The following is a 20,213-nucleotide window of genomic DNA, read 5'->3' on the forward strand; positions in this document are numbered from 1 at the left end:
CGGGGACTCCTCAGAAGGCCACGTTGAGTGCGATGACGATGACGAGCGCGATGCTCGCCAGCGGGACGGTGCGTCGGTACCAGGGGTACGACGCCTCGTCGGGGTCGGTGCGCTCCTCGCGCGGGGTCTCGGAGTAGACTAGGCCGCGCAGCGAGCCCTCCGGCTTGGGAGCGGTGACCAGGGAGACCGCGACGCTGACGACGATGTCGACGGCGAACGCGGCGCCGGCGGCCACGAAGGCCGCGCCCTGGCCGCTGAGCGGCAGCACCCCGATGCTCAGCCCGCCGAGCGTGCCGTCGGAGAGGAAGCCGACCAGGACGGCGGCCGACGTACCCGCCACGAGACCGGCCCAGCCGGCCGTCGCGGTCATCCGCTTCCAGAACATGCCGAGGATGAAGGTCGCGAAGAGCGGGGCGTTGAAGAAGCCGAACAGCGTCTGGAGGTAGTCCATGATGTTCGAGAAGCTGGAGGCCAGGTAGGCGGTGCCGATCGCGGCCACGGTGGCGCCGACCGTCGCCAGCCGCCCCACCTGCAGGTAGTAGCGGTCCGCGCGGTCCTGGAAGGCGTAGCGCTGCCACAGGTCGAAGCTGAAGACGGTGTTGAAGGCCGAGATGTTGGCCGCCATGCCGGCCATGAACGCCGCGAGCAGACCCGCGATCGCCACCCCGAGCAGGCCGTTGGGCAGCACGTCGCGCATCAGGTAGATCAGCGCGTCGTTGTACTGCACGGTGCCCTCGGCGCCGCCGGCGACCTCCTCCCCCGCCTTGGTGCGCGCGATCTCGCTGACCAGCACGGCCGCGATCATGCCGGGCAGGATCGTGATGAAGGGGATGAAGATCTTGGGGAAGGCACCGATGATCGGGGTCTTGCGGGCCGAGGAGATCGAGTCCGTGGCCATGGCCCGCTGCACCTCGACGAAGTTCGTGGTCCAGTAGCCGAACGACAGCACGAACCCGAGCCCCAGGACGATGCCGACGACCGAGAGGACGTCGGAGGAGAAGCCGGTCAGCGCCGTGCCCGGCCACGAGTTCAGCTGCTCGGCCGCCGAGGGCACCCCGGGCCCGCCGGCGTCGGCGGCGATGCGCTCCTTGAGCCCGTCCCAGCCGCCCACGCGCGAGAGGCCCAGCAGGGTCAGCGGGAGCAGGCCGGCGACGATGACGAAGAACTGCAGCACCTCGTTGTAGATGGCGGCGCTCAGCCCGCCCAGCGTGATGTAGCTCAGCACGACGACGGCGGCGATCACCAGCGCGATGATCAGGTCGATGCCGATCAGCGCCTGGATGATGCTGCCGAGCAGGTAGAGGTTGATGCCGGCGATCAGCAGCTGGGCCACCGCGAACGAGATCGCGTTGACCAGGTGGGCGCCGGTGCCGAAGCGGCGATACATGAACTCGGGCACCGAGCGCACCTGGGAGCCGTAGTAGAACGGCATCATCACCACGCCGAGGAAGAGCATGGCCGGGATGGCGCCGATCCAGAAGTAGTGCACCGCGGGCAGGCCGAACTGCGCGCCGTTGGCGCTCATCCCCATGATCTCGACGGCGCCGAGGTTGGCGGAGATGAAGGCCAGGCCGGTGACCCAGGCCGGCAGCGAGCGGCCCGACAGGAAGAAGTCGACCGAGTCGGAGACCTGGCGCCGCGCCACGACGCCGATGGTGAGGACGAAGCCGAAGTAGATGGCGATGATCAGGTAGTCGACGGGGTGCGCCGAGATGATCGTGTCGCCTGCCCAGACAGTGGTCACTGCCAGTCCTTTCACGCCGGGTCGCGCGGTCGGTCGAGGCTAGGACCCGGACGCCGGCGCGGCGCCCACCCCTGGGGGCGAGGCGCTCAGGCGCAGGCCACGCAGGTGCGAGCGGCGGGCCGCACCTCGAGCCGCTCGGGCGCGATGTCGCGCCCGCACCGCTCGCACACGCCGTACGTGCCGGCGGCCACGCGCTCCAGCGCCGCGTCGAGCTCGCGCAGGCGCCGCTCGCCCTCGCGCAGGAGCGCGGAGACCTGGGAGCGCTCGAAGGCGATGGTGGCGCCCTCGGGGTCGTGCTCGTCGTCGGCGTTGTCGCGCTCGGAGGCCGCCCGGAAGGCCTCGAGGTCCGCGCGCAGCAGCGCCAGCCGGGCGTGCACCTCGGCCCGCTCCTGCTCGAGGCGGGCGCGGCTCACAGGAAGCGGGCCGAGGCCCACCGGCGGCGGACGTCGAGGTGCGGGTGGTCGCGGTCGACGTGGTCGTAGACGTCGCGGTAGTGCTGGGCCACCTGGGCCACCAGCTCGTCGGGCAGCGTCTCGGCGGTGCGGGGCGTCTCGTTGGGACGGGTCTCGGTGTCGGGCTCGATCGGGGCCAGGCCCAGCCCCGCCGTCAGCGCCTCCAGCGAGGCGGGCTCGAAGAGCGTCTCGTACAGCACCACGTGCACCCGGTCGTCGGGCAGCACCGCGCGGGCCGCGGCCAGGGTGCGGTCGTAGCGGGTGCGCGACTCGACCTGCTCGTCGGCGTAGAGCTTGCGCACCCAGTCGGCGGAGCCGCCGGGGTAGCGCGAGGGCTGACGCATCTGCATCATCCGCACCGCCGACCAGATCCGCTCGACCGGGTCGCGCAGCGACATCAGCACCCGCATCTGCAGCCCGCGCGCCTCGACGCCGTCGCGCACGAAGGCCAGGCGGCGCTCGCCCAGGCCGCCGTACGCCGGGGTCAGGTCACCGGTGAGCCGGGCGCGACCCGGCCCGACCAGCGAGGCGAAGTAGTCGAAGTAGGACTCCGGCTCCAGCATGAACGCCGCCTGGCGCAGCGCCCGCACGTCGCCGCCGCGACCGCCCTCGGCCAACGCGTCGAGTGCCTCGCGGCCGCGCTTGACCATCCGCTTGAGCCCGGGGCGGTCCTCGGCGAGGTCGAGCCGGTCCCAGACGTGGTACTCCTTCATGAAGCCCAGGTCGGTCTCCGCGGAGGAGGACAGGTAGCCGTGCAGCCAGGCCGTGCCGCCCTTCTGGCAGCCGGTGCCCAGCAGGAAGACGGGGGCGTCGCCGGGCACGGGCATCAGATCGTCGTGCGGTGGAAGCTCTGGAAGGAGCGCGAGGGCGTCGGCCCGCGCTGGCCCTGGTAGCGGCTCCCGTACTTCTCCGAGCCGTAGGGGTGCTCGGAGGGCGAGGAGAGCCGGAAGAAGCAGAACTGCCCGATCTTCATGCCCGGGTAGAGCTTGATCGGCAGCGTCGCGACGTTGGCGAGCTCGAGGGTGACGTGGCCGCTGAAGCCGGGGTCGACGAAGCCGGCGGTGGCGTGGGTGAGCAGCCCCAGACGCCCCAGCGACGACTTGCCCTCGACGCGGGCGGCGATGTCGTCGGGCAGCGAGACGACCTCGTAGGTCGAGCCCAGCACGAACTCGCCGGGGTGCAGGATGAACGCCTCGTCGCCCTCGGGCTCGATCATCCGGGTCAGGTCGGACTGGTCGGCCGCCGGGTCGATGTGCGGGTACTTGTGGTTCTCGAAGACCCGGAAGAACCGGTCGAGGCGCACGTCGATCGACGACGGTTGCAGCATCGCGGGGTCGAACGGGTCGAGGGCGACCCGCCCGGCGTCTATCTCGGCCATGATGTCGCGGTCGCTGAGCAGCACGGGCGCCAACCTACCGCCCGCGCCCCGCGGGCGGCAGGTGCCCGGGCCTCGGGGACAATGGCGTCATGAGCACGACCCCCACCTACTCCCGCTACGTCGCCATCGGCGACTCCTTCACCGAGGGCGTCGGCGACCACGACCCCGAGCGCCCCAACGGGGTGCGCGGCTGGGCCGACCGGGTCGCGGAGGCCCTCGGGGCGCGCGAGCCCGGCTTCGCCTACGCCAACCTCGCCATCCGCGGGCGCAAGCTCGGCCCGATCCTCGAGGAGCAGCTCGAGCCGGCCCTGGCCCTCGAGCCCGAGCTGGTCACCGTCTACGCCGGCGCGAACGACATCATGCGACCCTCGGTCGACCTCGAGGCGCTGCTGGCGTCGTACGAGGACATGATCGCGCGGCTGCGCGCCAGCGGCGCGGAGGTGCTGGTGTGGACCTCGGCGGACCCGGGCGGCTCGGCGACGTACCGGCTGGTGCGCGAGCGGTTCCGCCGCTACAGCGAGGGCGTGCGCGAGATCGCTGCGCGGCAGGGGGCGCGGGTCGTGGACTACTGGCACCTCACCGAGTACGCCGACTGGCGGATGTGGGACGCCGACCGCATGCACATGGGCCCCGCCGGCCACCAGCGGATGGCGATCGAGGTCCTCGACACCCTCGGCGTCGAGCACGACCTCGAGCCGCTCGTGCTGGCCGACGCCGGCCCGACGTCGTGGGTGCAGCGGGTGCGCACCGACGCCACCTGGGTGCGCACCTTCCTGTGGCCGTGGGTGCACCGCCGGGTGACCGGGCGCTCGTCGGGCGACGGGATGGCGCCGCGCTACCCCGAGTACACCCGGATCGCACCGGCCGGCGCCTGATCGTCTAGCATTGGCCCGCACCACCTCGGTGGCGCGTGCGGACGTAGCTCAGTTGGTAGAGCGCGACCTTCCCAAGGTCGATGTCGCGAGTTCGAGTCTCGTCGTCCGCTCCACGAATGCACCGCCCGCCGGTCCGGGCGTACCCTCGGGGTGAATGACCGTCCGCACGAGCCCGTCGGGCCGGTGCGCAGACGGTCGAGAGGCACACGTCATGACGACGGCCACCGCACCTCCCACCACCTCCACGGCTCCCGGCCTCGAGCCGACCGGGCTGCGGCTCCGGCTCGCCGACCACCAGGGGCACGACCACCTCGACGGCGGGTGGTGGCCGCACAGCCGCGACCTGAGCGCCGAGCTGCGCCGGCTCGTCGACGACTTCCCGCCCGAGCGGGGGCGCGTCGTGCGGGTCCTCTACTCCCCGCCCGACTGGGACAACCGCCCCGTCCGCTCCCTGCCGGTCGCCGCGGGCCAGGTGAAGGTCGGCTTCTTCCCCCACGACGACACCCACCTGGTGCACCTGACGATGTCGGACCGCAGCGTGTGGCTGCTGGCCGTCGTGCCGCCCGGGTTCAGCGCCGACCAGGGCGACGAGGCCCTCCTGGCCGCCGCGACCTCCGGCAACCAGCACTCCGCCGCCGACCTGCTGCACACGGTCGAGGGCGAGGCCGCGAGCGTGCCGGCCGACCACTGGGCCCGGGGCAGCTGATCCCACCCGACCGGTGGCCCCGCGGCGACCTAGGCTCGGGGGCATGACGCCACCACCGACCGAGCGGACGGGCACGCCGGAGGGGTCCACGGGGTTCACCGGCTTCCCGAGCGCCGCCCTCGACTTCTACGACGACCTCGAGGTCGACAACACCAAGTCGTTCTGGGAGGCCCACAAGCACGTCTACGCCGAGTCGGTGAAGGCGCCGATGACGGCGCTGTGCGCGGCCCTGGAGCCCGAGTTCGGGCAGGCCAAGATCTTCCGGCCCTACCGCGACGTGCGCTTCGCGAAGGACAAGACGCCGTACAAGACGCACCAGGGCGCGTTCGTGCCGGTCGGGCCGGCCACCGGCTGGTACGTCGAGCTGTCACCGCGGGGGCTGCGCACCGGCGCCGGCTTCTACGAGGCCGCCGGCACCAGGCTGGCCTCGTTCCGGGAGGCGGTGGCCCACGAGCGGTTCGGGCGCGAGCTGGAGCAGATGGTCGCCGGGCTCGTCGCCGCGGGCTTCGAGCTGGGCGGCGAGCGGCTCAAGACCTCGCCGCGCGGCTTCGACGCCGACCACCCGCGCATCGAGCTGCTGCGGCACAAGTCGCTGACCCTGGGCCGCGACCACGGCTTCGGCCCCGAGATCCACACCCCGGCCGCGCTCGACCTGGTGCGCGACGACTGGCGCACGCTGCGCCCGCTCGTCGAGTGGCTCCAGCGCCACTGCCAGGACTGACCTCTACCCGGCGGGGGCCTGGTAGGTGGCCATCGTGCGCTCGGGCTCCCAGAAGGCGCGCATGGACCTGACCCGGCCGTCGTCGCCGACGGTGTAGACCATCACCAGGTCGGTGTGGGTCGCGCCGCCGTCGGCGAAGGCGGTGTGGATGGTGCCGACGTTGGCGCAGGTCGAGCCGTTGGCGAAGGAGTCGCGGATGACGAAGCGGAAGGTCGCGATCGGCTCGATCGCCAGGCGCCAGAAGGCGGCGATGCCCTCGTGGCCGTGGTGGCCGCGGCCCTCGGGGTCGAACATCGAGGGGCCGACCGGGTCCTCCAGCACCGCGTCCTCGGCGTAGACCCCGAGCCACTCCTCGAGGTCGCCCTTGGCCACCGCGGAGTAGGAGCGCATCGAGGCCAGCCGCGCCGGGTGCTCCTCGAGGCTGGCGTGCCACTCGACGGCGGGTGAGCTGATCGCGGACGGGAGCGAGGTCGTCATGCCCGCATCGTAGGACCGAACTGGAACAGGTTCTAGTGATGTGGGGGCGACCTTCGTCAGCAGGTGGCGACCACGACACCCGGGGTTCACCCGCGCGCCGTGCGCCGCTGCCAGCCTGGCGGCCATGAGCAAGCGCAGGTTCGTCCTCCACATCGGCCTCGAGCACGCGGGCGCCGACGGCGTCGCGGCCGGTCTCGTCGAGCACCGTGAGCGGCTCGCCGAGCTGGGCGTGCGCAGCCCGGCCCGCACCCCCGACGACTCGCTGCGCGCGGCCATCGAGATGCGCCGGCTGCACAAGGCCTGGGGCTTCAAGCGCCGCGAGGTGGAGGGGGCCTGGTCCGACCTGGTCCGGCGCGCCCGCAAGCAGGGCGCCACCGCGCACGCCGCGGTGGTCGTGAGCGAGGAGCTGCTCGCGGGCGCGTCCTCCGACCAGGTCGCCCTGCTCCTGGACTCCCTCAGCGGCTTCGAGGTGCACGTCGTGGCGACGCTGCGCGACCCCGCCTCCCAGCTCGTGGACGCCTGGGCCGGCTCGGTGCGGGCCGGCGGCTCGCTGTCGCTGCGCGCGCTACGCGCGCCGGGTGCTCGACAGCGGGCGCGAGACGGCCGAGGCAAGCGACTTCTGGGCCGCGCAGGACGTCGGGCCGGTGCTGGCCCGCTGGCGCGCCGAGCTGAAGCGGGCCGACCGGTTGCACGTGGTCGTGCCCGCCCCCGGGCAGGACCGCACCGAGGCGACCTGGCGCACCATCGCCGAGCTCGTCGGCGTCGAGGCCGAGGGCCTCCCGGTGCGCGAGCCCGCCCGCGCCCCGCTCGGGCCGGTGGGCCTCGGCGTGCTGCGTCACGTCAACCGCGCCGTCGACGACCGCGCGCAGGTGCGCACCTCGCGCCTGGTGCTCGACGAGCAGCTGCGCACCCGCGAGCCCGGCGGTGCCCCGGTCGGGCTCTCCCCCGAGCTGCACGACGAGCTGTGCGAGCTCGCCGACACCTGGGGCAAGGCGGTCGCCGAGGGCGGCTACGACCTCGTCGGCGACACCGCCCACCTGCACCCCGCGTCGCCGCTGGGCCTCGGCACCCGGCCGGGGGCGCCGTACGCCGCCGACACCAGCACCACCGAGCAGCGCCTGGCCTCGGCGACCGACGCGCTGGCCGACCTGCTGGTGGAGACGACCCGACTGCGCGAGCAGACCACCGAGCTCGAGGCCAAGGTCGCCAAGCTGGCGCGCAAGAAGGCCACCCTCAAGGCCCGGCTGGCCGCCGCCATCAGCTGAGGCTGGCGGCGCCGCCCGGCCTCAGTGCGGCTGCCAGGCGTCCTCGTCGGCGGTGCGCTCGGTGACCTGCGGTGGCAAGTCGCGCTCGGCCAGCTGGCGGATCGAGACCTGTTCGAAGACGTCGCGCAGCGAGCCGCGCGCGGCGATCCAGACGTGCTGGAGCACCTCGGCGGACTCGTTGTACTCCACCGCCTCGGGGCGCAGGCCGTAGACGGAGACCAGCGGGCCGTCGACGGCCCGGATCACGTCGGCGACCGAGACGCCGTCCGCCTCGCGGGCCATCCGCCACCCGCCGGACTGGCCACGCTGCGACATCACGATGCCGGCGCGGCGCAGGTCGGCGAGGATCGTCTGCAGGAAGCCGTGCGGGATGTCCTGCACCCGCCCCAGCTCCTCGGCGCTCACAGCCTTGCGGTCGCTGCGAGACGCCATCTCGATCAGCGCCCGCAGGGCGTAGTCGGACTTCGCGGAAACTCGCACGAGTCCAGTGTCTCAGACGAGTCGATCAACTCACTCGACTTCGGGTCCGACCCGGTCGGGTGAAGTTGTTGCGAGCCAAGTTACTGGCCCGTACCATATAAGTTACCGGTCAGTATGACGCGCGTCTCATGGCCGGCCGAGAACCTGACGACGAAGAAGGTGGGGGCCGTGAGCCACTACAAGAGCAACCTGCGCGACATCGAGTTCAACCTGTTCGAGGTCCTGGGCCGTGACGAGGTGCTGGGCACCGGCCCCTTCGGCGAGGTCGACAGCGACACCGCTCGCGAGATCCTGGCCGAGGTCGACCGGATGGCTCGCGAGGAGCTGGCGGCGTCGTACGAGGACAGCGACCGCAACCCGCCGGTCTTCGACCCGGAGACCAGCACCGCGCCGATCCCGGAGTCCTTCAAGAAGAGCTACCAGGCGTGGATGGACTCGGAGTTCTGGCGCCTGCAGATCCGCGAGGAGCTGGGCGGCACCCCCGCCCCCTCGAGCCTGGTCTGGGCGCTCGGCGAGCTCGTCCTGGGCTCCAACGCCCCGGTCTGGATGTACGGCGCGGGCGCGCCGTTCGCCGGGGTCGTGCACCGCAACGGCAACGACCGCGACAAGCGCATCGCCCAGATCATGGTCGAGCGCCAGTGGGGCGCCACCATGGTGCTGACCGAGCCCGACGCGGGCTCCGACGTCGGCGCCGGCCGAGCCAAGGCCACCCAGAACGACGACGGCTCGTGGAACATCGAGGGCGTCAAGCGCTTCATCACCTCGGCCGAGCACGACATGAGCGAGAACATCATGCACCTCGTGCTCGCCCGCCCCGTGGGCGTCGAGGGCGTCGGCGGCCCGGGCACCAAGGGCCTCTCGCTCTTCCTGCTCCCGAAGTACCACTTCGACCACGAGACCGGTGAGCTGACCGGCGAGCGCAACGGCGTGTACGTCACCAACGTCGAGCACAAGATGGGCATCAAGGTCTCCAACACCTGCGAGGTGACCTTCGGCGAGAAGGAGCCGGCCAAGGGCTGGCTGCTCGGCGAGGTCCACAACGGCATCGCCCAGATGTTCCAGGTCATCGAGAACGCCCGGATGATGGTCGGCACCAAGGCCATCGCCACCCTCTCGACCGGCTACCTCAACGCGCTGGAGTTCGCGAAGTCGCGCCAGCAGGGCGCCGACCTGACCCAGTCGGGCGACAAGACCGCGCCCCGCGTGGCGATCACCGCCCACCCCGACGTGCGCCGCTCGCTGATGGTGCAGAAGTCGTTCTCGGAGGCCATGCGCTCGCTGGTGTTCTACACCGCCGCGTGGCAGGACAAGATCATGGTCGCCGAGCACGAGGGCACCATGGACTCCGAGGAGACCAAGCTCGCCGAGGCGGTCAACGACCTGCTGCTCCCGATCGTCAAGGGCTACGGCTCCGAGCGCTCGTGGGTGCTGCTGGGCACCGAGTCGCTGCAGACCTTCGGCGGCTCCGGCTTCCTGCAGGAGTACCCGATCGAGCAGTACGTCCGCGACGCCAAGATCGACACCCTCTACGAGGGCACGACCGCGATCCAGGGCCAGGACTTCTTCTTCCGCAAGATCGTCAAGGACCAGGGCAAGGCTCTGGGCCACCTGGCCGCCGAGATCCAGGGCTTCATCGACAGCGAGGCCGGCAACGGTCGCCTGAAGAACGAGCGCCAGCTGCTGGCCACCGCCCTCGACGACGCCAACGCGATGGTCGGCCACCTCATCAACGACCTGATGAGCGCCCAGGACGAGATCCGCAACATCTACAAGGTGGGTCTCAACACCTCCCGCCTGCTGATGGTGCTCGGCGACGTCGTCTGCGCCTGGCTGCTGCTGCGCGGCGCCGAGGTCGCGCTGGAGAAGCTGGGCGGCGACGTGCCGGCCAAGGACAAGGCGTTCTACGAGGGCAAGGTCGCGGCCGCGCAGTTCTTCGCGTCCTACAACCTGCCCAAGATCAGCAGCGAGCGCGCGATCGCCGAGGCGGTCGACCTGTCGCTGATGGACCTCGACGAGGCCGCGTTCTGATCTGATCGACCGCACGACCACGAGCCGCCGTCGGCCCCGCGAGAGCGGGTGCCGGCGGCGGCTCCGTAGTCGTGGGCGCTAGAGGTCCAAGCGGTGGGCGATGGAGCCCTCACGCTCGAGGTACGGCGTGAAGCCCAGGGCCGAGTAGTAGGCCGCCCGGACGCGCGCACGCACGCCGGCACGCCGCGCAGTGCGTGGCCGTGCCGATCTGCGGACTACGACAGCTGGCGGTAGACGGCGATGCTGTCGTCGCCGTCACTGGACCCGAAGCGTCCGACCTCGGCGTCCTTGGAGAGCCGTCCACAGGGACATCGCTCGGATCGGTCGTTCCACAGCCGGAGCAAACCGCCGCAGGCCCCGCAGCGTCGAAGCAGTTCTCCGCAAGGTGCCAGCCACGTCCGCCGGATGTGGCCTCCGGCCCCAACCGAGGAACCTGTAGCCAGGCAGCTGTGCGTGGTCGCCCATGCGAGGAACGTACTGATCTGCCGCGCGGATGGTCAGCGCGCCACTGCCCGCCGGTCACGGACGTACCAGCTGACCCAGGCGAGGGGGAAGAGGAGACCGGCGCCCAGCACCACCGGGAGCGAACCACCACGGCGACGCTCACCGAAGGCCGTCAGGACGGCCAACGCCGACACCGGGACAGCCAGGAGCAGCATCACCAGCACGGCTCCTGACGGCATGCGTTCAGTGTCGCAGGACATGTCGCCCAGCCGTCGTGGCGAGCGGAAGCTCCGGTGAGCGGGATCAGGCGAGGAAGGACCGGCCCCACAGGCGGTAGCCGGCTATCGCCGTGGACGGGATCGAGCAGACGATGAAGGCGATGCCCAAGAGTCGCCACGGCTCTGACTGCCACACGTCGTAGGCCACGGCTGAGGCGCAGGAGAAGCCGCCTAGCAGAGACGACACTGCTACATGGCGCCGCGCGCTGTAGGCGCGCTCGAGGATAGGCACCTGCGGATGGCGCGCCGCCTGCCTGCGCAGAGACGGGCCTACCAAGATGAACAGAGCTGACGCTGCGACCAGTCCGACCGAGGCGAAGGACAGGAAGCGAGCGTCATCCGACACAGCGAGCAGTCTGGCATGGTGGGCATCTGCCGCTGTCCGCATGGTCGTGGCGAGACGCCTGGCCCTGGTGACGCATGCTGCGCGCTGTCGTTGACCGGGCATGTCGGGCATAGCGCAACGCATCGCACGCCTCACAGGGGCCATCGTCTTCAGCCTCGTGTGCGCGGTTGTCGTACTCGGGTTGTGGGTCGTAGGTCAGGCGAGGTACCTCGAGGACTACTGCCAGACGAGGGTGGATGAGCCTGCGGCACCCCCGGGCATCGAGGGGCTCAGCGGTAGACCGGCGTATCTGGACGGACCTGTCACGATCCGTTGTGAGTACGACCAAGTCCCCGACCTCGCTGTCACAGATCCCCTGCCGCTGATCGGTGCGCTTGTTCTGATCGTTCTCGTGCTCGGCGTTGTCGCGGTGACGATCCAGTGGGCCCGGCGGCCGACGCGCTCCGCCTCACAGGACAGGGCGTCGACACCGGTCCCCTGAGACGCCCGAGTCCGGCGCCCCACTGTGTCAACGGGTGCCTGGGAGCAGGTCCTCCATGTGCTCGCGGCCTGGGTATAGCGACTGCCGTGCGGGTCCGGGGCGACCGGCGAACCGGGCCACGCCACCGACCTCGACCAGGATGCGGGCGGCGCCGGCGGGTCCGATGCCGTAGTCGGCGCCCCCCATCCGGTTCTGCCCGCTCTGCCACAACGGGTCGAACCGAGCGCGGCTCTCCAGCCCCGACACGTTGGGGCGCGCACCGAACAACCCGCCTGAGAGCCGGAACGGACCGGTTGCGTGCGTCGCTGCGCCACCTCCCCCGCGCGGCGTCGAGCGCCATCCACAGCTGCATCTAGACCCTGGACATGGCCTACCGGGCCGCCTAGAATAGAACACATGTTCGAAGCGATCAACGACTCCCTCCCCGGCACGCCGGGCGAGTGTGTCGCGATGCTCGAAGAGCTGGAGTCGTTGAAGGCGCACCTGGCGGCTCGCCAGGCCAGGTTGACCGCGCGTCTCGACGACCTCCAGGCCGACGCCTCGGATCGGTCGGTGGGTGCGCAGGTCGCGCTCGCACGTCATGTCATGAGTCACCGCACCGCGGTGCCCGGCTGCGTGCGATGGCCTGCACCCTGGTCGACGACCTGCCCCACGTCCTCGCCGCCCTCGATGACGGGCTGATCAACGAGCACCGCGCCGAGATCCTCGCCACCGAGGCCGACCACGTCCACTCCGCGCTGCGCCCCGCCTTCGACACCGCCCTCGGTGACCTCCTCGCCACCGGGACACCGCTGGGGGACCGGGCGCTACGACTCGCCGCGCAGCGGATCGCGATCCGCCTCGACGACCACGCTGCTGCCCGGCGCCGCGAACGCGCCCACCGCAACCGCCACCTCACCTACCAACGGCGCGAGGACGGCACCGCCCAGATCACCGCGATCATCTCCGACGTCCAAGCAAGCCGCGGTCATGCAGTCCCTGCACCAACGCGCCACCCAGCTCAAGGCCCAACCCGACGAGGACCGCACCCACGCCCAGATCATCGCCGACCTGTTCGTGGCCCGCCTGACCGGCCAGATCACCGCCACCCACACCCCCATCGCCCTCAACATCGTGATCTCCGCCGAAGCACTCCTCGGCGACGGCTCCGACGCCGACGAGCCGGCCGAGGTCGTGCCGATGTACGGCGGCGCCGGCGGACCCATCCCCGCCTCCGTGGCCCGCAACCTCCTGGCCTGCGCCCCCGAGATGGGCACCCGGGTACGCCGACTCTTCGCCGACACCGACCAGCTCGTCGCCATGGAATCCACCAGCCGGACCTTCGACGGGCTGCTGCGCCAGTTCATCACCCTGCGCGACCGCACCTGCCGCACCCCGTGGTGCAACGCCCCCATCCGCCACCACGACCACATCACCCCCGACCACGCCGGCGGCCCCACCAGCACCCTCAACGGCCAAGGCCTCTGCGCCGCCTGCAACCAGCTCAAGGAAGAACCCGGCTGGCACCACAAGGTGCTGCACCACTACGACCTCGACCCCCACGACGTCGAGATCACCTCACCCGCCGGCCAGACCACCCACTCCCGCGCCCCCGACCCACCCGGCCTCCTCCCACCCGAACCCACCTGGGTCCTGGAATCACCAGGCCACTGGGTCCTCACCGCCTGAGACCTGCGGCCGCGACGGGCCGGCCAGGCCACCACCCATGACAGGTGTCACGGGCAGGTCGTGACAACTCCCCCGGGCCTCGTCGCGCGCGCGGACCCAGGCTGGTGCCATGAGCACACCAGCGGTCCGGATGAACGCCCTGACCAAGACCTTCGCCGCCCCGGTCGGCAGCCACGGCCCACCGGTCAAGGCCGTCGACGCGGTCGACCTGACCATTCGGCCCGGCGAGGTCGTCGCCTTCCTCGGCCCGAACGGAGCCGGCAAGACCACCACCGTCGACATGCTGCTCGGGCTCACCGAGCCGACCAGCGGCAGCGTCGAGGTGTACGGCGTCTCCCCGCGGCGCGCGGTCGCCGCCGGCCGGGTCTCGGCGGTGCTGCAGACCGGGGGGCTGCTGCCCGACTTCACCGTCCGGGAGACGGTCCGCGCGGTCGCGGCGCTGCACGGCCGACCCGACCGGGTCGACCACGTCCTCGAGCGCGCCGGGCTCGGCGAGCTGGCCGGGCGACTGGTGCAGGCCTGCTCGGGCGGCGAGCAGCAGCGCCTCAAGTTCGCGCTTGCCCTGGTGCCCGACCCCGACCTGGTCGTGCTCGACGAGCCGACCACCGGGATGGACGTCGGCGCCCGCCGCGACTTCTGGGACACCATGCGCGCCGACGCGGCCGCCGGGCGCACCATCGTCTTCGCGACCCACTACCTCGCCGAGGCCGACGAGTTCGCCGACCGCACCGTGCTGATGGCCCGGGGCCGGATCGTCGCCGACGCGCCGACCGTCGAGGTGCGAGCGGCGTACGGCGGGCGCAGCGTCACCTTCCGCCCGCCCCCGGAGGCGGTGCACCCCGAGGGCGTGGACCCCGCCTGGCTCGAGCAGGTGCGCGACCGCCTGGCCCCCCTGGGGGTCACCGACCTCGACGTCTCCAGCGCCAGCCTCGAGGCAGCGTTCCTGGCGCTCACCGCGACCCCTGAGGAGGCCCTGCGATGACGACCCTGAGCACCAGCACCAGCACCGCCGCCGCGACCACGGCGACCACGTGGCGCACTCGCCTGCTGGCCTACGGCCGCCTCGACCTGCGGCGGCTGCTGCGCGACCGGACGGGGATGTTCTTCGCGGTCGCGCTGCCCGCCTTCCTCTTCGTCGTCTTCGGGCTGGGCGACGACGAGCCCTACGGCAGCGGCAACGTCGGGCTCTACGTGATGATCTCGATGGCGGCGTACGGCGCCGTCACGGCCACCACGACCGTGGCCGGGTCGGCGGTCCACGAGCAGACCACGGGCTGGGGACGTCAGCTGGCGCTGACCCCGGTCCCGCCGCTGGCCTTCGTCGCGGTGAAGACCGCGGTGGCGATGGTCGTCGCTGCCGTCCCGATCGCCCTGATCTACACCATCGGCGCCGCGACGGGAGCCCGCGGCAACGCCTTCGACTGGGTGGCCAGCGCCGTCGTCGTCTGGCTCGGCTCGAGCGTCTTCGCGCTCTACGGCCTCGCCGTGTGCCTGGTCCTCCGCGGCCAGAACGCCTCGAGCATCGCCTCCGGGCTGATCGTGATCCTGGCCTTCCTGGGCAACGTCTTCACCCCCATGGACGGCGTGGTGCTGGCCATCGGACGTCTCACCCCGCTCTACGGGTACGCGGGGCTGGCGCGCTACCCCTTGAGCGAGGGCCACCTGCCGATCGACGCCGGGCACGATCCGGTGTGGCTGCTGATCGCTAACGTGGTCGCGTGGACCCTGACCTTCGCAGCGCTCGCCGTGTGGGGGCTGCGCCGCCGGCGGGAGCGGGTGTGACCCAGTCCCCCTGGGAGCGGTGGACCTGGGTGGTCGCGGGGGTCTGGCTGGTGTTCCTGACCTACCCCGTCGTCGAGACCTTCCAGGCCGACCTCTCCGCGGTCGCCCGGGCGGCGACCCTCGCGACGCTGGCGGCCTTCGCGGGGGTCTACCTGCTGGGCTTCGCCGTGTGGCGTCGGCACGCGCTGCCGGTGTGGTGCGCACTCGTGGCCCTGGGTCTGGCCACAGCGCCTGCCATCGGCATCGAGGCGGTCGGGCTGACGCCCTACCTCGGGGCGTTCTCGGCGCTGATGGTGCCGGCCCCGTGGTGGCGCTGGACGACTGCCATCTCCGCGGTCCTGCCGCTGGTCTCCCTGATCGGTGGCGGCTTCCCCGCGTTCTTCTTCCTGATGGTCTGGCCGATCATCGGCTTCTGCACCGCGATCCGGGTCTTCGCGGAGCTCGATGTGCGCGCCGCGCGCACCCGCGCCGAGCTGGCGCTCACCGCCGAGCGCGAACGGGTCGCCCGCGACGTGCACGACGTGCTGGGCCACTCCCTGACCGCCCTGGCCATCAAGGCCGAGCTCGCGAGCCGGCTCGTCGACCTCGACCCCGCCCGGGCCCGCGCGGAGCTGGACTCGATCCAGGAGACGGCCCGCCAGGCCCTGGCCGAGATCCGCGCGACCGTGGGCGGGCTGCGGGCCGCCGGCCTCGAGGACGAGCTGCGCTCGGTGCCGGGACTGCTGGCCGACGCGGGCATCGACACCCGGGTCCGCGGTGAGGTCGCCGACACCGACCCACGGCACCGCGCCCTGCTCGCCTGGGTGCTGCGCGAGTCGGTCACCAACGTCCTGCGCCACGCCCGCGCCTCCCACGTCACCGTCGAGCTCTCCTCGACCGGCCTCGCGGTCACCGACGACGGCACCGGTCTGAGTGGCGCCCACGCCGAGGGCAACGGGCTGCGCGGCATGCGCGAGCGGGTGTCAGCGGCCGGCGGGACGCTGCTGCTGGCCCACGGCGAGCCGACCGGGACCAGGGTCGAGGTGCGGCTGCCGTGATCAGGCTCCTCCTGGCCGACGATCAGGCGCTGGTGCGCGGTGCTCTGGCGGCGCTGCTCGACCTCGAGACCGACCTCGAGGTCGTGGCCCAGGTCGGCCGCGGCGACGAGGTCGTGGCCGCGGCGCGGGCCGCCGACGTCGACGTCTGCCTGCTCGACATCGAGATGCCGGGCATGACCGGGATCGAGGCGGCTGCCGCGCTCCGCGCCGAGCTGCCCGGGGTGCGTTCGCTGGTGGTCACGACGTTCGGCCGACCCGGCTACGTGCGGCGCGCCCTCGAGGCGGGCGTGGCCGGCTTCGTCGTCAAGGACACCCCGGCGCGCGAGCTCGCCGACGCCGTACGCCGTGTGCACACCGGGCTGCGCGTGGTGGACCCCGAGCTCGCGGCCGAGTCGCTGCTGGCCGGGCCCAGCCCGTTGACCGTACGCGAGGCGGAGATCCTCACCCTGGCGCTCGACGGGTCGCCGGTGGCGGTGATCGCGGCCCGGGCCCACCTCACGGCGGGGACGGTGCGCAACCACCTGTCCACCGCCATCGGCAAGACCGGCGCCACCACGCGGGCCGAGGCGGCCAGGGTCGCCCAGGCCAACGGCTGGCTCTAGCCCGAGGAGCTAGATCGGGTAGCCGCGGTAGTCGGCGGGCGCCCGGTAGCGGATCTGGTCGAGCATCCAGGACCGCGAGGCCTTGTTGACGCCCTGCACCGAGACGCTGAAGCGCTTGTTGCCGTAGAGGTTGGACCGGACGTAGCCGAGGCCCTGGTCGGGCGTCGGCCGCGAGTAGGCCCGTCCGTAGAGCCAGTCGAAGGACTTCCTGCCGCGGTTGTACGCCGCGATCTCCGACTTCATGGTCGGTACGTCGACCCACTCCAGCAGCCGCGCCTGGGCTTCGCCGTGCGGCGTGGAGCGGCTGCACCGCAGCGCGGGCACCTGGCCCTGCGCGGTGCCGGCGGTGACGCACTCGCCGTCGAGGACGAACATGTGGCGCAGCCCCGTCGCGCCGGTCGGCCCGGCCGGGCAGGCGCCCTGCCCGCCGCTGACCTCGCTGCCGTCCCAGCAGCGGAAGTCGGCGGCGGGCCCTCGTCGGCGGGCTCCTGCGAGCCGCCGCCGTTGCCGCCGTTGTTCCCGCCACCGCCGTTGCCACCGGAACCACCGCCGTTGCCGCTGCCGCCGGGGCCGGCGCCTGGCTGGGCACGGCGGGAGGGGCGCTGGGCAGGCTCCCCGCCGGGGCACACCCGCGAGGGGCTGGCCGCCGGCGTCGCCGGAGCGGCCGCCCGCACCGGCTCCGGCCCGGGGCGACACGGTCGCGTCGAGCGGGCTGAGGGTCGCGCCGGGGGCCACCTGCTCGCCGTCCGCAGCGCCGGTCGGTGCGGGCGTCGGGACGGCGGTGCCGAGCGGCGCGCCGGTGGTGGTGAGCTCGGCGGGGGCGCTCGACGGCGAGGCCGGCGTAGAGCCCGGCGCCGACCAGCAGGGCCGCGGCCGCGGTGCCGACGAGCAGGGCGGCCCCGCGTCGACGACGGCGTACCGGCGCGGCGGGCGGCGCGGCGCCGACGGCGTGCCTGATCGAGGTGTGCTCGGGCAGCGTGACCAGGGCGGGCGCCCGGAGCGCACGGCCTCGAGGTCGAGGCGCATCGCGCGCGCCGAGGCGTAGCGCGCGGCGGGGTCCTTGTGCATCGCGCGGGCGAGCACCCGGTTGAGGCCGCGGGCGAAGGCGTCACCGCCGGGCAGCTGCGGCACGGGGGCCTGCAGGTGGGCCATCGCGATCTCGACGTCGGTGCCGGCGTACGGCGCCGAGCCGGTCAGCACGTGCCACAGCAGGCAGCCGGTGGCGTAGACGTCGCCGGGCACGCCCGCGGTCCGGCCCTGGTGCCGCTCGGGGGCCATGTAGGGGAAGGAGCCGACCAGGCCGCCGGTGCGGGTGACCTCGGCGCCGGGCAGGGTGGCGATGCCGAAGTCGCAGAGGAACGCCTCGGTGCGCTCGCCGCGCCGGCGCAGCAGCACGTTGCTGGGCTTGACGTCGCGGTGCACGATGCCGGCGCGGTGGGCGTCCTCGAGCCCGAGGAGCACCTGGGCGACCAGGTCGAGCCCGGCGCCGGGCGCCAGGGCCCCCTCGGCCCGCAGGCGCTGGAGCAGGTCGCCGTCGGGGACGAGCTGGGTGACCAGGAACAGGCAGCCGTCGACCTCGCCGTGGTCGTGGACGGCCACCACGTGGGGCGAGTCCATGCGGGAGAGCGCCAGCGCCTCGCGCTGGAAGCGCACCCGGTACTCCGGATCCTCGGCCAGCTGCGGGCTGATGACCTTGAGCGCCACCTCGCGGTCGAGCGTGGTGTCGTGGGCGGCGTAGACGATGCCCATGCCACCGTGCCCGAGCTGGCGCACCAGGCGGTAGCGGCCCACGTCGTCGCCGACCGACGGCATCCTGATCATGCGCCCAGTGAAGCCGCCACCCGGCCGACTTTACAAACGGCGGAGCCGCCCGTCAGGGGCGCAGCCGGCGCTGCGCGGCGGCCCGCACCGCGTCGCTGAGTCGGTCGAGGACCTCCGAGCCCAGGCGCCAGCGCTGCCAGTGCAGCGCGACGTCGAGGTGCTCCTCGCCGCCCAGGGCGACCAGGCTGCCGGCGCGCAGCGCCGGGTCGAGCTGGGGCTCGGGCACCATCCCCCACCCGAGCCCGGCCTCGATGGCGGCCACGAAGTCGGCCGAGGTGGGCACCCGGTGCACCACGCGGGGCGCGCCGGCGCCGCGCCGCGCGAGCCACTGGTCCTGCAGGGCGTCCTTGTCGTTGAAGACCACCATCGGCAGCCCTGACCAGTCCGGACGCGCCGCCTCCCCCGGCCCGACCAGGGCGGGCGCGGCCGCGGGCCGGTAGCGCAGCGTGCCCAACGGCTCGACGCGGCAGCCCTGCACCGCCACCGGGTCGCTGGTCACCGCGCCCAGCACCCGCCCCTCGCGCAGCAGGTCGTGCGACCAGGCCTGGTCCTCCACGTGCAGGCCCAGCGCCACTCCCGGCCACCGCGCCACGACCCCCAGCACCTCGCGGAACCAGGTGGCGAGCGAGTCGGCGTTGACGGCCACACCCAGGTCGACACGCGGCCCGGCAGCCCCGACGGCGTCCTCCGGGTCGAGACCCAGCTCGGCCCGGGCCTCGGCCGCCAGCAGCGCCTGGGCCCGGCCGAGCCGCACCAGCACGGCCCCGGCGTCGGTGGGGGTGCACGGCGTCGCGCGCCGCACCAGCACCTGCCCGACCTCGGACTCCAGGGCCCGGACCCGCTGGCTCACCGCGCTGGGCGTCACGTGCAGCGCGCGGGCGGCGGCCTCGAAGGTGCCGGTGTCGCAGACCGCGACCAGCGCGGCGAGCTGCGGGGCGGCGTACGTCATGAAGCAACGCTAAGCCATCCCCAAGAACATTCGCTGTTCTTCAGGCCGCTGCCCTCCTAGCCTCGTCCCATGACCTCCACCGCACTCGCCGGGCTGCTCGCCGGCCTCGGCCTGATCGTCGCGATCGGCAGCCAGAACGCGTTCGTCCTGCGCCAGGGCCTCGCCCGCCAGCAGGTCCTGCCCGTCGTGGTGGTCTGCGCGGTCTCCGACGCGGTGCTCATCGCCGCCGGGGTGGCCGGCATCGGCACCATCGTCGAGCAGGCCCCCGAGGTGCTGGTAGTGATGCGCTGGGCGGGCGCGGCCTTCCTGACGGCGTACGGCGTGCTGTCGCTGCGGCGCGCCGCTCGAGGGGGCGAGACGCTCGAGGCGGCGGCACAGGGGGTGACCCGGCTGTGGCCCGCGGTGCTGACCACGCTCGCGCTGACCTGGCTGAACCCGCACGTCTACCTCGACACGGTGCTGCTGCTCGGCTCGCTGGCCAGCGGCTACGGCGTCGAGGGCCGCTGGGCCTTCGCGGCGGGGGCCGCCCTGGGCTCGGTGGTGTGGTTCGTCGGGCTGGGCTACGGCGCCCGGCTGGCCTCGGGCCTCTTCGCCCGCCCCGGCGCCTGGCGGGTGCTCGACCTGCTCATCGGCATCGTGATGCTGGCCCTGGCGGTCTCGCTCGCGCTCGGCTGAGCCC

Annotated in this window: 23 protein-coding genes and 1 tRNA gene; 13 read left to right on the plus strand and 11 right to left on the minus strand. The window is 72.8% G+C overall.

Annotated features, from left to right (window positions below):
* Positions 1 to 10: 10 nt before the first annotated feature.
* The 4 genes from H0S66_RS06195 to dcd form a co-directional block, all read right to left on the minus strand.
* Positions 11 to 1,744: a sodium:solute symporter family protein gene (locus H0S66_RS06195; RefSeq protein WP_219633626.1), complete on the minus strand. Its 1,734-nt coding sequence runs from the start codon at positions 1,742 to 1,744 to the stop codon at positions 11 to 13.
* Between the two features lie 86 nt (positions 1,745 to 1,830).
* The gene (locus H0S66_RS06200; protein ID WP_179614608.1) at positions 1,831 to 2,157 is read right to left on the minus strand and encodes a TraR/DksA C4-type zinc finger protein; all 327 of its coding nucleotides are present in this window, start codon (positions 2,155 to 2,157) and stop codon (positions 1,831 to 1,833) included.
* Positions 2,154 to 3,023: a sulfotransferase gene (locus tag H0S66_RS06205; RefSeq protein WP_179614609.1), complete on the minus strand. Its 870-nt coding sequence runs from the start codon at positions 3,021 to 3,023 to the stop codon at positions 2,154 to 2,156. The genes H0S66_RS06200 and H0S66_RS06205 overlap by 4 nt, the downstream gene beginning before the upstream one ends.
* Positions 3,023 to 3,598 carry a dCTP deaminase gene (gene dcd, locus H0S66_RS06210; RefSeq protein ID WP_179614610.1) on the minus strand — a complete coding sequence of 192 codons (576 nt, stop codon included), beginning with the start codon at positions 3,596 to 3,598 and terminating at the stop codon, positions 3,023 to 3,025. The genes H0S66_RS06205 and dcd overlap by 1 nt, the downstream gene beginning before the upstream one ends.
* Before the next feature lie 65 nt (positions 3,599 to 3,663).
* Between dcd and H0S66_RS06215 the strand changes: the two genes are divergently transcribed.
* The 4 genes from H0S66_RS06215 (at position 3,664) to H0S66_RS06230 (ending at position 5,876) form a co-directional block, all read left to right on the plus strand.
* The gene (locus tag H0S66_RS06215; protein WP_179614611.1) at positions 3,664 to 4,449 is read left to right on the plus strand and encodes an SGNH/GDSL hydrolase family protein; all 786 of its coding nucleotides are present in this window, start codon (positions 3,664 to 3,666) and stop codon (positions 4,447 to 4,449) included.
* A gap of 37 nt (positions 4,450 to 4,486) precedes the next feature.
* A tRNA-Gly gene (locus H0S66_RS06220) sits at positions 4,487 to 4,562 on the plus strand.
* A gap of 98 nt (positions 4,563 to 4,660) precedes the next feature.
* On the plus strand, positions 4,661 to 5,155 hold the full coding sequence (locus H0S66_RS06225) for a DUF5994 family protein (protein WP_179614612.1): 495 nt from the start codon (positions 4,661 to 4,663) through the stop codon (positions 5,153 to 5,155).
* Between the two features lie 43 nt (positions 5,156 to 5,198).
* On the plus strand, positions 5,199 to 5,876 hold the full coding sequence (locus H0S66_RS06230; protein ID WP_179614613.1) for a DUF2461 domain-containing protein: 678 nt from the start codon (positions 5,199 to 5,201) through the stop codon (positions 5,874 to 5,876).
* 3 nt (positions 5,877 to 5,879) lie between these two features.
* Here the strand turns inward: H0S66_RS06230 and H0S66_RS06235 are convergent, their stop codons facing one another.
* The gene (locus H0S66_RS06235; protein WP_179614614.1) at positions 5,880 to 6,353 is read right to left on the minus strand and encodes a nuclear transport factor 2 family protein; all 474 of its coding nucleotides are present in this window, start codon (positions 6,351 to 6,353) and stop codon (positions 5,880 to 5,882) included.
* A gap of 578 nt (positions 6,354 to 6,931) precedes the next feature.
* Between H0S66_RS06235 and H0S66_RS06240 the strand changes: the two genes are divergently transcribed.
* On the plus strand, positions 6,932 to 7,618 hold the full coding sequence (locus tag H0S66_RS06240; RefSeq protein WP_180923815.1) for a PspA/IM30 family protein: 687 nt from the start codon (positions 6,932 to 6,934) through the stop codon (positions 7,616 to 7,618).
* Between the two features lie 21 nt (positions 7,619 to 7,639).
* Here the strand turns inward: H0S66_RS06240 and H0S66_RS06245 are convergent, their stop codons facing one another.
* Positions 7,640 to 8,098 carry an RrF2 family transcriptional regulator gene (locus tag H0S66_RS06245; protein WP_179614616.1) on the minus strand — a complete coding sequence of 153 codons (459 nt, stop codon included), beginning with the start codon at positions 8,096 to 8,098 and terminating at the stop codon, positions 7,640 to 7,642.
* A gap of 168 nt (positions 8,099 to 8,266) precedes the next feature.
* Here H0S66_RS06245 and H0S66_RS06250 point away from each other — a divergent pair, with 168 nt between their 5' ends.
* Complete coding sequence (locus tag H0S66_RS06250; RefSeq protein ID WP_179614617.1) at positions 8,267 to 10,126, plus strand: acyl-CoA dehydrogenase; 1,860 nt, start codon at positions 8,267 to 8,269, stop codon at positions 10,124 to 10,126.
* Positions 10,127 to 10,623: 497 nt separating this feature from the next.
* On the opposite strand, the gene H0S66_RS06255 is transcribed toward H0S66_RS06250, so the two are convergent.
* From H0S66_RS06255 to H0S66_RS06265, 3 genes are all read right to left on the minus strand, one after another.
* Complete coding sequence (locus tag H0S66_RS06255; RefSeq protein ID WP_179614618.1) at positions 10,624 to 10,809, minus strand: hypothetical protein; 186 nt, start codon at positions 10,807 to 10,809, stop codon at positions 10,624 to 10,626.
* Positions 10,810 to 10,873: 64 nt separating this feature from the next.
* A complete protein-coding gene (locus H0S66_RS06260; RefSeq protein ID WP_179614619.1) occupies positions 10,874 to 11,194 on the minus strand; it encodes a hypothetical protein in 321 nt (106 codons plus the stop codon).
* A 508-nt stretch (positions 11,195 to 11,702) separates the two neighbouring features.
* A complete protein-coding gene (locus tag H0S66_RS06265) occupies positions 11,703 to 11,861 on the minus strand; it encodes a hypothetical protein (protein WP_179614620.1) in 159 nt (52 codons plus the stop codon).
* Between the two features lie 210 nt (positions 11,862 to 12,071).
* Between H0S66_RS06265 and H0S66_RS06270 the strand changes: the two genes are divergently transcribed.
* The 6 genes from H0S66_RS06270 (at position 12,072) to H0S66_RS06300 (ending at position 16,764) form a co-directional block, all read left to right on the plus strand.
* Positions 12,072 to 12,356 (plus strand): hypothetical protein, encoded by a 285-nt coding sequence (locus tag H0S66_RS06270; RefSeq protein ID WP_180923817.1) that lies wholly within the window; start codon positions 12,072 to 12,074, stop codon positions 12,354 to 12,356.
* A 288-nt stretch (positions 12,357 to 12,644) separates the two neighbouring features.
* Positions 12,645 to 13,343, plus strand: coding sequence for an HNH endonuclease (locus H0S66_RS20345; protein ID WP_180923819.1), 699 nt, complete (start codon positions 12,645 to 12,647; stop codon positions 13,341 to 13,343).
* A gap of 109 nt (positions 13,344 to 13,452) precedes the next feature.
* Positions 13,453 to 14,325, plus strand: coding sequence for an ABC transporter ATP-binding protein (locus H0S66_RS06285; RefSeq protein WP_179614622.1), 873 nt, complete (start codon positions 13,453 to 13,455; stop codon positions 14,323 to 14,325).
* Positions 14,322 to 15,125 carry an ABC transporter permease gene (locus H0S66_RS06290; RefSeq protein WP_179614623.1) on the plus strand — a complete coding sequence of 268 codons (804 nt, stop codon included), beginning with the start codon at positions 14,322 to 14,324 and terminating at the stop codon, positions 15,123 to 15,125. The genes H0S66_RS06285 and H0S66_RS06290 overlap by 4 nt, the downstream gene beginning before the upstream one ends.
* Positions 15,122 to 16,162: a sensor histidine kinase gene (locus H0S66_RS06295; RefSeq protein ID WP_179614624.1), complete on the plus strand. Its 1,041-nt coding sequence runs from the start codon at positions 15,122 to 15,124 to the stop codon at positions 16,160 to 16,162. The genes H0S66_RS06290 and H0S66_RS06295 overlap by 4 nt, the downstream gene beginning before the upstream one ends.
* Entirely contained in the window at positions 16,159 to 16,764 is a 606-nt protein-coding gene (locus H0S66_RS06300) for a response regulator transcription factor (RefSeq protein WP_179614625.1), read from the plus strand. The genes H0S66_RS06295 and H0S66_RS06300 overlap by 4 nt, the downstream gene beginning before the upstream one ends.
* 9 nt (positions 16,765 to 16,773) lie before the next feature.
* Here H0S66_RS06300 and H0S66_RS06305 read toward each other — a convergent pair whose 3' ends face one another.
* Both H0S66_RS06305 and H0S66_RS06310 read right to left on the minus strand, forming a co-directional pair.
* Positions 16,774 to 18,585, minus strand: coding sequence for a serine/threonine-protein kinase (locus H0S66_RS06305; protein ID WP_180923822.1), 1,812 nt, complete (start codon positions 18,583 to 18,585; stop codon positions 16,774 to 16,776).
* A 52-nt stretch (positions 18,586 to 18,637) separates the two neighbouring features.
* Positions 18,638 to 19,534: a LysR family transcriptional regulator ArgP gene (locus tag H0S66_RS06310; RefSeq protein WP_179614627.1), complete on the minus strand. Its 897-nt coding sequence runs from the start codon at positions 19,532 to 19,534 to the stop codon at positions 18,638 to 18,640.
* Positions 19,535 to 19,603: 69 nt separating this feature from the next.
* On the opposite strand from H0S66_RS06310, the gene H0S66_RS06315 reads away from it, so the two are divergent.
* On the plus strand, positions 19,604 to 20,209 hold the full coding sequence (locus tag H0S66_RS06315) for a LysE/ArgO family amino acid transporter (RefSeq protein ID WP_179614628.1): 606 nt from the start codon (positions 19,604 to 19,606) through the stop codon (positions 20,207 to 20,209).
* Positions 20,210 to 20,213 lie beyond the last annotated feature (4 nt).

The sequence above is a fragment of the Nocardioides marinisabuli genome (genome assembly GCF_013466785.1).
GTDB lineage: Bacteria > Actinomycetota > Actinomycetes > Propionibacteriales > Nocardioidaceae > Nocardioides > Nocardioides marinisabuli.